The organism is Schlesneria paludicola DSM 18645 (assembly GCF_000255655.1).
Taxonomy (GTDB): domain Bacteria; phylum Planctomycetota; class Planctomycetia; order Planctomycetales; family Planctomycetaceae; genus Schlesneria; species Schlesneria paludicola.
The window spans coordinates 1013101-1026666 of record NZ_JH636434.1 but is presented as its reverse complement, the minus strand read 5'-3'; the positions used below and the strand labels follow the sequence as shown (position 1 = coordinate 1026666).

Here is a 13566-nt window from a genome sequence, read left to right as displayed (position 1 = left end):
CCGGAATGCGAAGCTGGTATACGCGACTCCACTGCCGCCTGAGAATGATGCCGGATTGACATATCCCTGGCTGTAGACGACTCCATTGCTCTAGGTGAACGACGACTGACTGTGAGAGTCTGAGGTGCTTTGGGTGTCACAGCACCGCAATTACACAAGATCAAATCTAGCCAACCCGGCCGAGTGAGGGCTTCTCGAAAAGTGGAATGCCTCCTTTGCCATTGCCTGTATCATCTTCAATGTACATCGTAACTGTTTCAACAAATAATGAGGACACGAGTTGACTCCGCTGGAAGAGATCAGAGAAATCAAAGCCCCAAATCCGAGGGCTTTCCTGACCGCTTCCTCATGCAATAATCAATCCTTGACTTCGACGCTCGATTGCCCTGCGAGTTGAAAGGGTAACAACGCGGTGTCAGTTATGAAGTCCGAGCTTCATACCATTTCTCGTATTCTCGGATAATTTCAATCGGCGATGATCGCACAATGTCAAGATACTGTCGAAGCTTCTCACCTAGCAAAGCCATCTTGCTTGAGATGCCATCTCTGAAGGCCTCGTTTCGTTGCCGCATCACGGACTCGATTGCCTTCATGGACATCCGAGGAAACAGTTGAGGCGCGATTGGCAATAATTCATCTTTCGACAAGAACTCAACGAACGGCTCGAAGTATACGTAGCGCTCCTTTCGTCCTAACTCATTGTTAGATAGGCGAATGAGAATGCTCAACGACTTCGCCATTTCATTCCAAGCAATGTCAATTCTCTCATCATCTCTTGAGAATCGAGCAAGTAGGTATGCATCACGAGGATCATCATTGATGTTTTGAATTTCACGTCTATCAAAGCCATATTTCGTTTTCAGAAAGCCAAAGTTATTCTCGATCGACGCTTCGAATTCACTTATTGTCATTTCTATCATCACTATCTACTCCAAGTCCTAAAACGGCGTATAAATATGCCAGTAGCGGAGCGAGCGATTCTCCATGCCGCAGAACGGACTTGGACCATCAGGGCGAATCGTTGGCTGGCGCCCGATATCAATAGTTGGACTTTCTTTCGACTTAGCCTAATATCGAATCTAGCTACGATTTGCTTCCATTGTATTCTTGCTTAACCCGTTAAAGCTCCGTGGCGCGTACGTGATAGCTTTTCCGCCTGTCCTTTCAACGATCCTCGCAACGGCCTGAACTCTCGCCATTTTCTCACTGACATTCAGGATTTGCTCGCCGTTCGCAATCGACTTCATGATCCTGGCCTGCTGGTGGTTTCTGTACCAGTTGGAATAAGAGTCACGATTGTAGGGGGAACGTGTGGGTCTGGAGCCGGAGCGGAAGGACCACACGTTCGCGCGAATTCCGCCGGGGTTCGATACCCAAGCGAGCTATGAGGACGGACCTCGTTGTATTCCCATCCTCTTGACTTGAGAGAATACAAAAGTTGAAATTGCCATTCGATCCCGACACGGTTTCCATGATCCAGTCTGGGGCTTCCGATTTCAAACGCGGTCTTCGATAGGCCAAGTGGAAACAGGGATTTCGACTATGGTCAGGCTCATATGATGGCCGCGCAAATCGAACTTCACACCGAACGGCTGGTACTTCGGCCATTCCAGGCGGGCGATGTCGCTGACGCAAATGCGTATCGAAATGATGAGGAGTTCGCTCGCTTTCTGCCGCATATTCCGCTGCCATTCACCATGCAGGACTCGGAGGTGTTTGTCAGGCGAAACATGTCCCTTTCGTGGGACAAGTCTCCGACGTTCGCGGTGGTGCTCGATGACAATCTTATTGGAACGGTGAACCTGGAAGTTAACGCCGGGACGCGGACCGCGATGCTAGGTTATGCGATCGGACGCGTATGGTGGGGCCGAGGCATTGCGACTGAAGCGGCCCGAGCGGCGTTGACGTGGGGTATCCAGGCATTCGGCCTCTCGCGAATCTGGGCGTCAACGGACGTTCGGAATGTCAACTCGCAACGGGTGATGGTCAAGCTGGGAATGAAACGCGAATCGTTCTATGTTGCTTGCCAAAAGGGGCGTTACGGAGAATCGATCCATGAAGTTGTTTACGGTCTCGACCTCCATCATCCCTCAGCACATCCCCTACCGGCCTGTTGAAGTCAGGGGGACGCGCACTTTGGCATTCACTTGGTCATGGCGTTGTTTAATCCGATCGGAGCCAGTCCCGCTACTTCAACAGCCTTCGTGGTGCGCAGCTTCTTTGCCATTTCTCGTTATGAAATGGGCGCTAATTCGATTGACGGCTCGTGAAGGTTTGGCGCTTTCCTTCGATTAGTTTTAAATGATGGGGAATATGGCCCGCAATGCGGCCCAGCAGAACCTGAAGTGTCAATGGACCGTCGACGGAATGGATTCCCGTGCGTTCAAAGTCATGGGCAACTAGCGTTTTCAAGAACCTTGACGTCTGACGTCGCACCGCCGTGATGACGTCGAGTTCTTCCTCAAGGTGACGCTGTGCATAAGCGAGTTTCTCGGCGAAGACATCCGGATCACCTCCGAACATCGTCGGCTGGTCTTCTGCCACGACGCGTTTCATCCGATCGGCGTACACCAACTCAAAATCGGCAATATGACACACGATTTGATGCACGCTCCAAACGCCTGGCGGCGCCGGTGTCCGCAATTCGATCGCGGAAAATCCCTTCAGTGCTTGTCGCAGTTCCTCGGGCCCTCGCTCGTATTTTGTCAGAGATTCCTGCAGCTCTGTGGGCCAGCTAGCAACATTGGGGCCAGACCCCAACATGGCAAGCGCCTCGGCACGCGTTTCGAGCAACGGCCAGATCAGATGAAATTTGGCGATCTCGAGAATCTCGCGGCCGAACGGCGAGGGGTTGCAAAGGACGAGTTTTCCTTTCAGGGCCGTCAAATCGTTCCAAACGACACGAATCAATTCGAGCAGCGTGGAACCGAAATACTGGGCCTTTCCAAGGTCGAAGATCAGTTTCGTGGCACCAATCTCACGCCGCTGACGTCGAATCTCTTCGAGTTCGTTCAGAATCGTATGGTCGGGCATATTGCTGATATTGTCTTGCAGTTCCAGCACCATGACATCGTCAATGGCGTCGGCGCTGAGGAAGTGATGAGTCGTCATCTTCAATTGTCCTCGATCTAGATCAATCGCGATTAATGAAAGAATGAGATCCAGACGATCCGCCACCGATTTCGGTTCGGACGCCGTGATCAGAAATCAATTTGGGGACGAATCGGGCAAGCCGCCTGGGAACGGTTCGTCGACGAGCGTGAGATCGCTGGTCTCTTTTCGTCGCTTCACCAATGTCACTTCATTCCCCAGCTCATTGTGTCGCACTTCATCCATGAAGTTGTGAATGAGCAGCAGTCCGCGTCCACAAGGACGTTCGAGATTGGCTGAATCCGTCGGATCTGGCAAACAGGTCGGATCAAATCCCGGCCCTTCGTCGCGAATCGTAAATTCGACCTGTTCTGCCGTGAATCGAGCAATCACATGGATTCGTCGATTCGACCAGGGTGGAAGCCGGGCACGTTGAGCGGCCAAGTCATAATACGTTCGGTGATCGCCTTCACGCAGTGACGAACTCAGTTCCAGGTTTCCATGAAAGCTGGCATTCGTGAGCGCCTCTTGCAACGCGACACCGATTCGAACTCGATCCGACTCATCGACGATTCCCATGGCGTACGACGTATCTTGCAAATACTGAACGAGCGACATCAGCAATTCTTCGTCATTTTCGAGCACGAACTCAAGTTCTTGACGAATCAATCGTCGCATCAGTCGAAGATGGGCTCGGTCCACTCGGGCGGCCTGAAGCACCTGCTGAACGGTTTGACTCAAATGATGATGAAGCTGTCGCTTGGGAACATAGCTTGATGCCCCCGCTTTCAGGGCCTTAACAGCGATTTCTTCGCTGCCTTGTGCCGTCATCAGGATCACAGGCGTCACGGGATAGGCCTTGCGAATCACATTGACCAATTCGAGTCCGTTGATGGAAGGCATGTCGAGGTCGGTAATGACCACATCGGGAACATGGAGTTCCATTTTGATCAGGGCATCGCCGCCGTCAATCGCATATTCGACGGTCGCATCGCCGATGGAACCAACCAAGCCGCCAGCGAGCCGCCGGTCGGTTGCGGAATCGTCAACGATCAAGATCGTGGGCATGCAATTAACCTGACTGATGCATCAAGAAAAACGTTCTTCACATCATCCGATACTGGCATTGCCGCTTGCCGACTGCAAGTATGTCGACATTTCCTCCAGAATTCCTCGTACGCGTTGAACGACGACACTTAAGACGGTTCCGAGATCCTCTTGAAGCTGTCCCGTTTTCGCCGCAAGTTCCAAGCGTTCGACGTCATCGGCCAAGTTCGACACGCCAAACATTCGAAGCGCGCTTTTCATGGTATGGGCGGCGCGCTGAAAGCGTTTCCAATCCTGGGCCGGCACGGACTCGTCCAATGTGACAATCAGTTGCGGACACTCTTCAAGAAACGCTTCAATCACATGGTTCAGTAACGACACATCGTGATTGACGGCCTGATGGGCCAAATCCCAGTCGACATGATCCAATCCCATCGGTGTCGATTCCATTGTCGGGCCACCAGGGAGCTCGCCCTGGCCTTTCGATTCCGTCGCGACGCCAACTCGTTCGATCGCCTGGAAAAGTTGCTCTGCACGAATCGGCTTCATTAAATAGTCGTCCATCCCCGCTGCCAGGCATCGTTCGCGGTCACCCTTCATCGCATGGGCTGTCATGGCGAGAATCGGAAGGTGTACTCCCGTCAAGATCTCGCGTCGGCGAATGGCACGTGTCGCATCCAATCCATCCATCTCTGGCATTTGAACATCCATCAGGGCGAGATCGAATATGTATTGCCCAGACAAGTTCACCGCCTCTTGTCCGTCGTTCGCCACTGTCACGCGATGCCCCCATTTTTCCAGCAGCCCAATCGCCAGCTTTTGATTAATCAAACTGTCTTCGGCCAGGAGGACGGATTTGGACTGCGTCGCCTTGCGTGCAGAGCTGAGCGACTTGTCGAGACAGCCGGTGAGCGAAGACTGGCCGCCCACCGCGACAAGAATGGCATCGAGCAGTTCCGATTGCTTGATCGGTTTGACCAGATAGGCTGACACTCCCAATTGCCCGCATCGGCTGATGTCGCCCGGTCGATCGCCCGAAGTCAGCATCATGACCATCGAGCGACAGAGAATCGGATTTTCGTGGATCTGCCGTGCCAGTTCGAATCCGTCGACATCGGGCATGTTCGCATCTGTCAGCACCATGGCGTACGGCTGCCCGTCCGTCGACATCGTTCGCAACTCGGAAATGGCATCTGTCACGCATGAAACGGCGACGGGATTCATCTGCCAGTTCGTCAAGATTTCGATCAGAATTCGACGGTTTGTGGCGTTGTCGTCCACAATCAGAACGCGCAGCCCATGCAGCATCGGCGGATAGATCGTTGATTCCCGGGCTTCGGCTTCGGGCGAGGACATCGAGAACTTCGCGAGAAAATGAAACGTGCTTCCGCAGTTCAGTTCGCTTTCAACCCAAATCCGCCCTTGCATCAATTCGACGAGCCGAGACGAGATGGCCAATCCGAGTCCGGTCCCGCCATACCGGCGTGTTGTCGAGGTGTCAGCCTGTTCGAATGCCTCGAAAATTGTGTGCAACTGATCGGCGGAAATGCCGATTCCGGTATCCGTCACGCGGAAATGCAGGATTAACTCGTCACCTGACGTGTATTCGGCTTCGACATCCAGCACAACTTCACCGCGTTCGGTGAATTTGATGGCGTTTCCGACCAGGTTGACAACAATTTGCCGAAGGCGGTGCGGATCGCCTTCAACGGCGGCCGGCACACCATGGGCCACGTGACACGCCAGTTCTAAACGCTTGCGGTGCGCGCGGAGTGCCAGCGATTTCATCGTATCGCCCAGCATCTCGCGAAGATTGAAGCTCACCCGTTCCAGGCTGAGCTTTCCGGCTTCGATCTTCGAGAAATCAAGAATGTCGTTAATCACAGATAACAGGGACTCACCAGATTCCTGCACCATGGCGAGATATTCGCGCTGTGTTGTATTGAGATCTGTATCCCGGACCAGTTCCGTCATCCCGATGATCGCATTGAGCGGGGTGCGGATTTCATGACTCATATTGGCCAGAAAGTCGCTCTTCGCGCGGTTCGCTGCTTCGGCCGCTTCTTTGGCCTTAAGAAGTTCGGCTTCGGCACGATGGCGGGCCGAGATGTCGGTCGCGATCCCCAGGAAGCCGTTCGCGTGCCCGTCAGCGTCACGTTTTGAAGTGACAGACAACATCACGCGGATATGGCTGCCATCCTTGCGAACATACGTCCATTCGCGTTCATCATGATCGCCGCGGCGGGCGTACGCCACGAACACATCGAATCCGCGGATCTGATGTCCAAATTCACGCGAAAGCTCGTCACTGCGGGCCTGGATTTCCTCTGGTAAATGGAAGACTTCCGGGCTGCGGCCCAGCATTTCTTCGGTGGTGTACCCCAACATCCGTTCGGCACCGGTATTGAATAGACTGATCGCGCCGTCCACGTCCGTCGAAATGATGGCAACCTGTGTTGCCGCATCGAGGACGGCCTGCAATCGGGCTTTCGTTTGCACCAGTTCTCGTTCCGCGCGCTCTTTCTCGGTGACGTCGGAAAAAATTCCCTGAATACCGACCAGGTTTCCGGCCGTGTCGTAAACCGGACTCTTGACGACATGGGTGTATCGCTGTTCGCCCGTCGGTGTTTGAAATTCTTCAGTGGTTTCGAAATTGCAGCGAGTCTCGATGACTCGACGATCGTCGGCGCGATACTTTTCCGCCAATTCTCGAGGAAAGAAATCGTGATCACTTTTCCCCATGATTTCTTCGGCCGGCCGCTTGAAGGCATCGGACAGCAGTCGATTAGCGAACGTAAACCGGCCGTCGAGATCCTTGCGAAGCATCGCCAGTGGCAGTGTCTCCACCAGTGATTGATAAAACGCTTCCGACTCCATCAAGGCTTGTTCGACCTTGCGGCGATGGCTTAGTTCAAGCTCATACTGTTCCTGAAGTCGAACAATGTCCTCGCACCCGGCATCGAGTGCCGCGATTAGATCCGCCTGTCGATATTCCGTCTCGTGATTTCGCTCGGGATAGCCCGTACAGCATTCCTGGTTCGACGCTGCATTACCCAGAACGGGTTGAACCAGTGATCTGACTTTGTCCACGATTTCGAGACTGGTTCGCTGCCGTGAAAAGACGCCGGCTACCCCCGCGGCCAGACATGCGAGAATTCCCTCGCAATTACCGGGATTAATCAGAGCCAGGATCGGGATCGTCAACTTCCCGTTCACTCGCGGCACTTCTTCGAGCAGCGACAAGTCACCATCGCCGATGATCAGCAGATCAGAGTCTGCTGCAAATTCGATCACATCGCCCTTTGAGGCGCTGCGTACGTCGTTGCCAGCCTGCGAAAGAACGTAGATGAGTGAATCGCGTCTGGCCGCGTCGCGTTCCACCACCAACAGTCGTGGCATCTCAACGCCCTTCGTCATCGGTTGAACATCAATGAACCTGTTTCGGAAACACGAACAAATTGGGGATCAAATGTCGACTACGAGTGAGCCATCAACACAAGCTGGGGTGCTTGAGTAAGAGCGGAGACACGAACGTCAGTTGATGGGGCGGTGACCAGTCTACGGCATCTCACGAATTTCGACCATCCTTTCTCGTGCATTTCGTCGGGTTCGTACTGACTGACGTCTGCGCTCGCCACCGCCCTTCGATCTGCGCCGAAATCCGCCAATCTTGTACGAGCAAAATGGGATTCGGAATTCGGCAATTTGACCTCCAGTGGACGGCTCCGAACAATCCCACTGTCGGGCATCGCAGAAACGCTCCAAGTCCCCCGCGCAGGAGACCGCTATGACTTCCTCATCAAATGATCGAACGATTGCAGACAACGAACAAGACGATCGGTTTCCGTCTGGCCCTTGGGAAGGTTATTTTCTGCAACCGGGCGCAAAAAATCGGAACAACATGGAACTCGTTTTGACGTTCCGCGATGGGGCGTTTTCTGGCGAAGGCCGAGATTTTGTCGGTGCGTTTGCGATCACGGGACACTATGACTGCGAATCGGGGCGCTGCTCGTGGACGAAGCAGTACCTGGGGATGCATGCCGTCGCGTATCAGGGCTACAACGAAGGTCGTGGGATCTGGGGTGTGTGGGAAGTGAACTCCGCCTGGAAAGGGGGATTCCACATCTGGCCACAAGGGCAGGGATATGGCGAAGCAGATATGGCGCGCGAGAGCGTCGATGTTCCAGCGACGGCGGGCACGTAGTCCCCGAGTACGAGATTGATGCCCGACCAGGCAACGCCGTGAAGGATGTTGGGGTTCGTAATTTTGTGCCCCTGGCGATCGCGGAATCGCCAGGGGCACAAAACGGATCTTGAAAGCGGCGCCCCATCAAACCGACGCGCTCGCGGTCAACTGAGAATTTCATTCACAACGCGGCCATGGACATCCGTCAGGCGGAAATCGCGTCCCTGAAATCGATAGGTGAGCCGTGTGTGATCAATGCCTAACTGGTGCAGAATTGTCGCCTGCAGATCATGAACGTGTACGGGATCGCGGACGATGTTGTACGAGTAATCGTCGGTCTCGCCGAATGTCAGACCGCCTTTGACGCCCCCGCCCGCCATCCAGAGCGAGAAGCAACGCGGATGATGGTCGCGACCGTAAGTGGTATCGGTGATGGCCCCCTGGCAGTACACCGTGCGTCCGAACTCGCCCGACCAAATCACAAGCGTTTCATCGAGCAACCCGCGCTGTTTCAAATCCTGAACGAGTGCCGCCGAGGCTTGATCGGTCTCCTTGCATTGCTGAACCATGCGTTCTGGCAGTCCGCCATGGTGGTCCCAATCGCGGTGATAGAGCTGAATGAAGCGAACTCCGCGTTCAACAAGTCGCCGGGCCAAAAGGCAATTGGCGGCGTATGATCCCGGCTTACGGGCGTCCTCGCCATACATTTCAAACGTCTTTTCAGATTCTTGCGACAGGTCCATCAGTTCTGGTACAGATGACTGCATCCGGAACGCCAGTTCATACTGGGCGATGCGGGCCTTGATTTCGGGATCACCGACGTCCGCGAACTCCAGTTGATTCAGTTCCGCCAAGCCATCCAGCATTTGACGGCGACCTTCGCGGTCCATTCCCTGAGGATCAGACAAATACAGTACGGGGTCGCCCACGCCGCGCAGTTTCACACCCTGATGTTCCGATGGAAGGAATCCGCTGCCCCACAATCGGGCCAACAGCCCCTGCCCTTTGGTTCCGGACTTGGAGATCATGACGACGAACGCCGGCAAATTTTCATTCATGGTCCCCAACCCGTAGTCGACCCACGATCCAAAACTGGGCCGGCCCGGAAGTTGGCTGCCGGTTTGTATAAATGTGATCGCCGGATCGTGATTGATCGCCTCGGTGTGCATCGATCGAATCAGACAAAGGTCGTCGACAATTTTGGAGGTGTAAGGCAGCAGTTCGCTCATCCACATTCCGGATTGTCCGTGCTGTGCGAACTGGAACTTCGACGCGACCACCGGAAAACTCGACTGCCCCGATGTCATGCCCGTCAAACGCTGGCCCATTCGGATCGATGCGGGCAGTTCTTGCTTGTGGAATTCGGCCAAGCGCGGTTTGTGATCAAATAATTCCATTTGGGACGGAGCCCCCGACTGGAACATCCAGATCACACGTTTGACCTTCGCAGGAAAGTGATCGCGACCTGCTGGGCCAGCGACTGCATCGCGTTGCAACAGCGAAGCCAGCGCGGTCGCGCCGAGTCCGGTTCCCACTCTGCCCAGGAAATGACGACGAGTCAATTCGTTCAATCGATCAAACACGCTCTTCTCCGCTTGGCAATGTCGCTCTTCGAAGCCGAAAATGGTTGGCGTCACCATTCACGCGCCAGAGTTTAGTGGTAGATCCATTTTCATTGGCAACGAGTGACTGGCTCGCAAATGCCTCGCACTCTGTCTCACGTATTCTGCAAAGAAAATGCGTCCGTCTCCAACTCAATGAACACGTTACATCATGGGCGTCAGTGTGCCCAATTGTAGTCAGTTCCACAGCATGTTGCAGCGATATCTTATTGCTGGTCGCCAAATTCACTTGTACGATACCGAACCTATTTCCGAAACTGTCGGGTGTCGTTGCGGCCCGCTTCCTCAAGAAATGGCCCCGATCCATGCCACGTGTCGTCATTGCGGCCTTTAAACCGAAGCTCGGGAAACGCAACGAGTTGGCCGCGGTCATCAAAAAGCACTGGGGAATTCTTTCTGACCAGGGGCTCGTCACAGACCGGCAATGCTACGTGATGGAAGCGGCCGATGGGACAATTCTGGAAGTCTTCGAATGGAAGTCGTCGGAGGCGATCGAGCAGGCACACCACAATCCTGTCATTCTTGCGCTTTGGCAGGAATTCGAGGCAGCGTGCGAGTACGTACCTCTTTCGTCGCTGAAGGAGTCGCAACATCTCTTTTCTGAATTTCAGCCAATCACGTTCCCACAAGACGCCACATGAGGGGGCAATCCCGCTCACGGCGGGTACCGCTTTAAACCGTCGTGCCAATGTTGAGTTCGTATTTGCGTGAGACGGCCTTGCCAGAGTGGCAACCGTTCACAGCGCGAAGAGAGAGGGGCAGGCACATGTTCCCGGTTCAATTGGAATCCACAGTGCATCGACGAAGATCATCCTGCCCTTTATCGCGGGAAAATGAGCCAGTCCCCGCCGTGTGAACGATTGCCAGCGAGTGACGGAAATCAGACCTGAATCTCAATTTCGAGGAATCGAATCGTAGGCGATCTTGCAGTTTGGAAGAGCACGTTCAAGCTGTCCGATGCCGGCTTTCGACAGTTTGGCATCGGCGATATCGAGACGTTTCAGTTCCGACAATTCGGAGAGAAACGGGACTGCCTCGTCAGTCACCTTCGCGGCGCTCACCAGTCGTAGGCCTTTCAAACCTTTGAATTTTCGTAAAGACTTCAGCTCTTTGTCGGTGACGTTCAAATAGGTGATATCAAGATCTGCCAGATCCAGCTCCGATAAATGCCGGACACCTTCTTCCGTCACCTTGGGGCCCAGCAAAATCCGCAGATTTCGCAAGCTTTTGACCTGTCGCAATGAAGCCAGTCCCGCGTCGGACACAAAGACACTGCGAACGGTCAGCGTCTTCAGGTAGGGCATTCTGCGCAGCTCTTCCATGGCAGGGTCGTCCGCGAGACGATCCGACAATGTCAATTCTTTCAAACTAGTGAGATTAAAGACCTCGCCCAAGACCTTTGGGTGGATCTCAACCTGTGCTCGAAGCTCCAACACCTCGAGACTTCTGAGTGTGCCGAGTAGCTTAGCGCTGTCGTCGCTGATTTTTGCGAACGAAATTGAGAGGCGTTTCAGGGAGCGCTTGCCTTGTAGGGCGCGCAGGGTGGCTGGTTGAAGCTCGGTGTCACCTGTTCCCAGGAATTCGATGGCCGGAAGCTCGAACAGTTCTTTCAGTGCCCGATTTCCTTCGTCCGTCACTTGCCGCAAATTGTACGTCACGACCGAGACTGGCCCATCCGGCAGCGAATCCACGCGCTGCACAATGGCCCCTTCCCGTTCGAGAATTTCGATCGCGGGACCGTCTTGTCCAACGGCAACCGTCACCGTGGACAGACATAAGATCGTTGCCAGCACGCGTGGGAAATACATCTTCTGCCTCCTGCAACAGCCGAATCCGTTCAATTCCGTTTCGGGCCAACTGCAGAGAACGCATCTGTTCAGGCGAACTTGGCCACGCACCGTCTAATATCGCTCCCACGACCAAGTCCGTCAATTCGCCTCTGGCAAGGGTGCCACAACGTCGAAAGGTTGCGAATCCATTCCGGACGCACGTCTTTTCCGATTCTGCGGAAAAACCTTCGCTCACAATTTGACAGTGGTCAAACGTGACCTAGGTTGCATGGCATCGAGTCATTTTTTAATTCCTCGAATTCTCGACCCCAACACAAACGGTCTGTCGTCCGCGAGTGCGAGAGTGATCAATAGCCGCTTGATGGATTTGCGGCAGGTCGGACGATCTCAACGTTTTAGGGCACAAACATGAAATCGAAACACTGGAGATTGCTGTTAGGACTTTTCGCGGTCGTCGGATTCTCGGCCACCGTGATCGCGGGGACTTATACTTCGATCCAGTCGACCTACCGACCATTGGGTCTCTCTGTGATCGATCGGGCGCAGACCTACGGAAGTGATTCGACGGCGCAAAGCTTCGAGGCAAAAAAGTCCACCTACACCAACTACTGCAATCAGATGCTACCGGAAGGTGTCGCCTTCACGGGAGCCGGACTGTACCAGTTGGACCCTCAGCGACTGTATTTCTTGTTTGACTACGCCCCACGCGTCTACTTCCTGAAAGATGGGGCCTGTTACAAGAACGGCCTCGGAGCAACGATTGCCACGTTGAGTGCGCCGTCCACGTCCGTTCTCAGCGGAAATACCTTCACAATCCTGCCGAACGCCAGTTCGCCAGCAGGCATGTGCGGCGCTGGAGGTTCGACTCGTACGCAGGCAGAGCCCCTGCTGTATGGTGACTTCGTTCAGTTGCCGACCGTCAAAGCCGGGCAGCAGCTCGCCTTTTTTCTGATGGGCAATTTGAGTTCGAGTGCGGTCCCCGAGTCGGTCTACTACAACGGAACGAACAACAATGCGGACAACTTCCAGCACATGATCGCGTTCTTTCCTGACAACAGTCAGTACATCGTCATCGGTTTCGAAGACATGTACGGCGGGGGTGATAAAGACTGTAACGACGTGATCTTCGTCGTTGACGTGGGCCCCATGAATGCGTTGATCTGGCGAAATCCGAATTCGCTGCCCAAATAGCAATCGTCAGTCGTCCGAGGCGCGACGTCACGATGGCCTCGGGTGTTGTGGGTGGTGCGTGTCGCCAAGACTGTCTCCATCCGATGTGCTGTTTCTGCATTCTGACCCATCGCATCGCTCACGAGGACGAACCCATCAGGGGACTCGTCGAGCGACGGGAATACGTTGATCATGCTGGCCAAGACTCAAACCCGCCGCGTTCCGACGCGATCCAGACGTGGTGCTGCATCGGTCGAACTTGCCGTCAGCTTGCCATTCCTGTTGGCACTCACGTTTGGGATGCTGGAATACAACAACAAAATCATGCTGCGGACACGGATGGTTGCTGCCGCGTATGAATCCGCGCGGTTGGCGACCCGGCCCACGACCTCGCAAACGAGCGCCGCATCGGCCAGTTCCGTCGTCGCCTATTGCAATAACATGCTGACCCAACTGGGGGTGAACGGAGCGACCGTGACGGTGAGCCCATCGAACCTCAGCAGCGTCTCTCCTCAAACGGCAGTGACCGTCACCGTAAACGCTCCGCTTAGTCAGAATTCGTTGACCTCTGTGGTGATCAACTCATCCAGTTCGGTCACGGTCAATGCAACGCTGGTCGTTGAATGAGGGGATTTCGCATGAAACGTCAAAGAACGACAGC

The 13566-nt window shown here is 54.4% G+C and carries 11 protein-coding genes and 1 pseudogene; 5 read left to right on the top strand and 7 right to left on the bottom strand.

All coding sequences use genetic code 11. The features are described 5' to 3' along the window. Positions 1-419: 419 nt before the first annotated feature. Both OSO_RS0104915 and OSO_RS50600 read right to left on the bottom strand, forming a co-directional pair. On the bottom strand, positions 420-923 hold the full coding sequence (locus OSO_RS0104915; protein ID WP_193378327.1) for a hypothetical protein: 504 nt from the start codon (positions 921-923) through the stop codon (positions 420-422). A gap of 407 nt (positions 924-1330) precedes the next feature. Then, positions 1331-1426 (bottom strand): annotated as a pseudogene (locus OSO_RS50600) (integrase core domain-containing protein); the annotation flags it as partial. A gap of 130 nt (positions 1427-1556) precedes the next feature. Between OSO_RS50600 and OSO_RS0104905 the strand changes: the two are divergent. Then, on the top strand, positions 1557-2117 hold the full coding sequence (locus OSO_RS0104905; RefSeq protein WP_010582379.1) for a GNAT family N-acetyltransferase: 561 nt from the start codon (positions 1557-1559) through the stop codon (positions 2115-2117). A 130-nt stretch (positions 2118-2247) separates the two neighbouring features. Here OSO_RS0104905 and OSO_RS49655 read toward each other — a convergent pair whose 3' ends face one another. The 3 genes from OSO_RS49655 to OSO_RS42160 form a co-directional block, all read right to left on the bottom strand. After that, positions 2248-3111 carry a DinB family protein gene (locus tag OSO_RS49655; protein ID WP_157605032.1) on the bottom strand — a complete coding sequence of 288 codons (864 nt, stop codon included), beginning with the start codon at positions 3109-3111 and terminating at the stop codon, positions 2248-2250. 96 nt (positions 3112-3207) lie between these two features. After that, positions 3208-4158 carry an ATP-binding response regulator gene (locus OSO_RS0104890; protein WP_010582377.1) on the bottom strand — a complete coding sequence of 317 codons (951 nt, stop codon included), beginning with the start codon at positions 4156-4158 and terminating at the stop codon, positions 3208-3210. A 42-nt stretch (positions 4159-4200) separates the two neighbouring features. Next, positions 4201-7536 (bottom strand): response regulator, encoded by a 3336-nt coding sequence (locus OSO_RS42160; RefSeq protein WP_162130510.1) that lies wholly within the window; start codon positions 7534-7536, stop codon positions 4201-4203. Between the two features lie 388 nt (positions 7537-7924). Between OSO_RS42160 and OSO_RS0104875 the strand changes: the two genes are divergently transcribed. After that, positions 7925-8341, top strand: a complete 417-nt coding sequence (locus tag OSO_RS0104875) for a hypothetical protein (RefSeq protein WP_010582374.1) — start codon at positions 7925-7927, stop codon at positions 8339-8341. A gap of 146 nt (positions 8342-8487) precedes the next feature. Here OSO_RS0104875 and OSO_RS0104870 read toward each other — a convergent pair whose 3' ends face one another. After that, positions 8488-9963, bottom strand: coding sequence for a DUF1501 domain-containing protein (locus OSO_RS0104870; protein WP_010582373.1), 1476 nt, complete (start codon positions 9961-9963; stop codon positions 8488-8490). 287 nt (positions 9964-10250) lie between these two features. Between OSO_RS0104870 and OSO_RS0104865 the strand changes: the two genes are divergently transcribed. Further along, positions 10251-10586 (top strand): hypothetical protein, encoded by a 336-nt coding sequence (locus OSO_RS0104865; RefSeq protein ID WP_010582372.1) that lies wholly within the window; start codon positions 10251-10253, stop codon positions 10584-10586. A gap of 252 nt (positions 10587-10838) precedes the next feature. On the opposite strand, the gene OSO_RS0104860 is transcribed toward OSO_RS0104865, so the two are convergent. Beyond that, entirely contained in the window at positions 10839-11753 is a 915-nt protein-coding gene (locus OSO_RS0104860) for a leucine-rich repeat domain-containing protein (RefSeq protein WP_010582371.1), read from the bottom strand. Between the two features lie 390 nt (positions 11754-12143). On the opposite strand from OSO_RS0104860, the gene OSO_RS0104855 reads away from it, so the two are divergent. Continuing rightward, the gene (locus tag OSO_RS0104855; RefSeq protein ID WP_010582370.1) at positions 12144-12926 is read left to right on the top strand and encodes a DUF4114 domain-containing protein; all 783 of its coding nucleotides are present in this window, start codon (positions 12144-12146) and stop codon (positions 12924-12926) included. Between the two features lie 171 nt (positions 12927-13097). Continuing rightward, the gene (locus OSO_RS0104850; protein WP_010582369.1) at positions 13098-13532 is read left to right on the top strand and encodes a TadE/TadG family type IV pilus assembly protein; all 435 of its coding nucleotides are present in this window, start codon (positions 13098-13100) and stop codon (positions 13530-13532) included. Positions 13533-13566 lie beyond the last annotated feature (34 nt).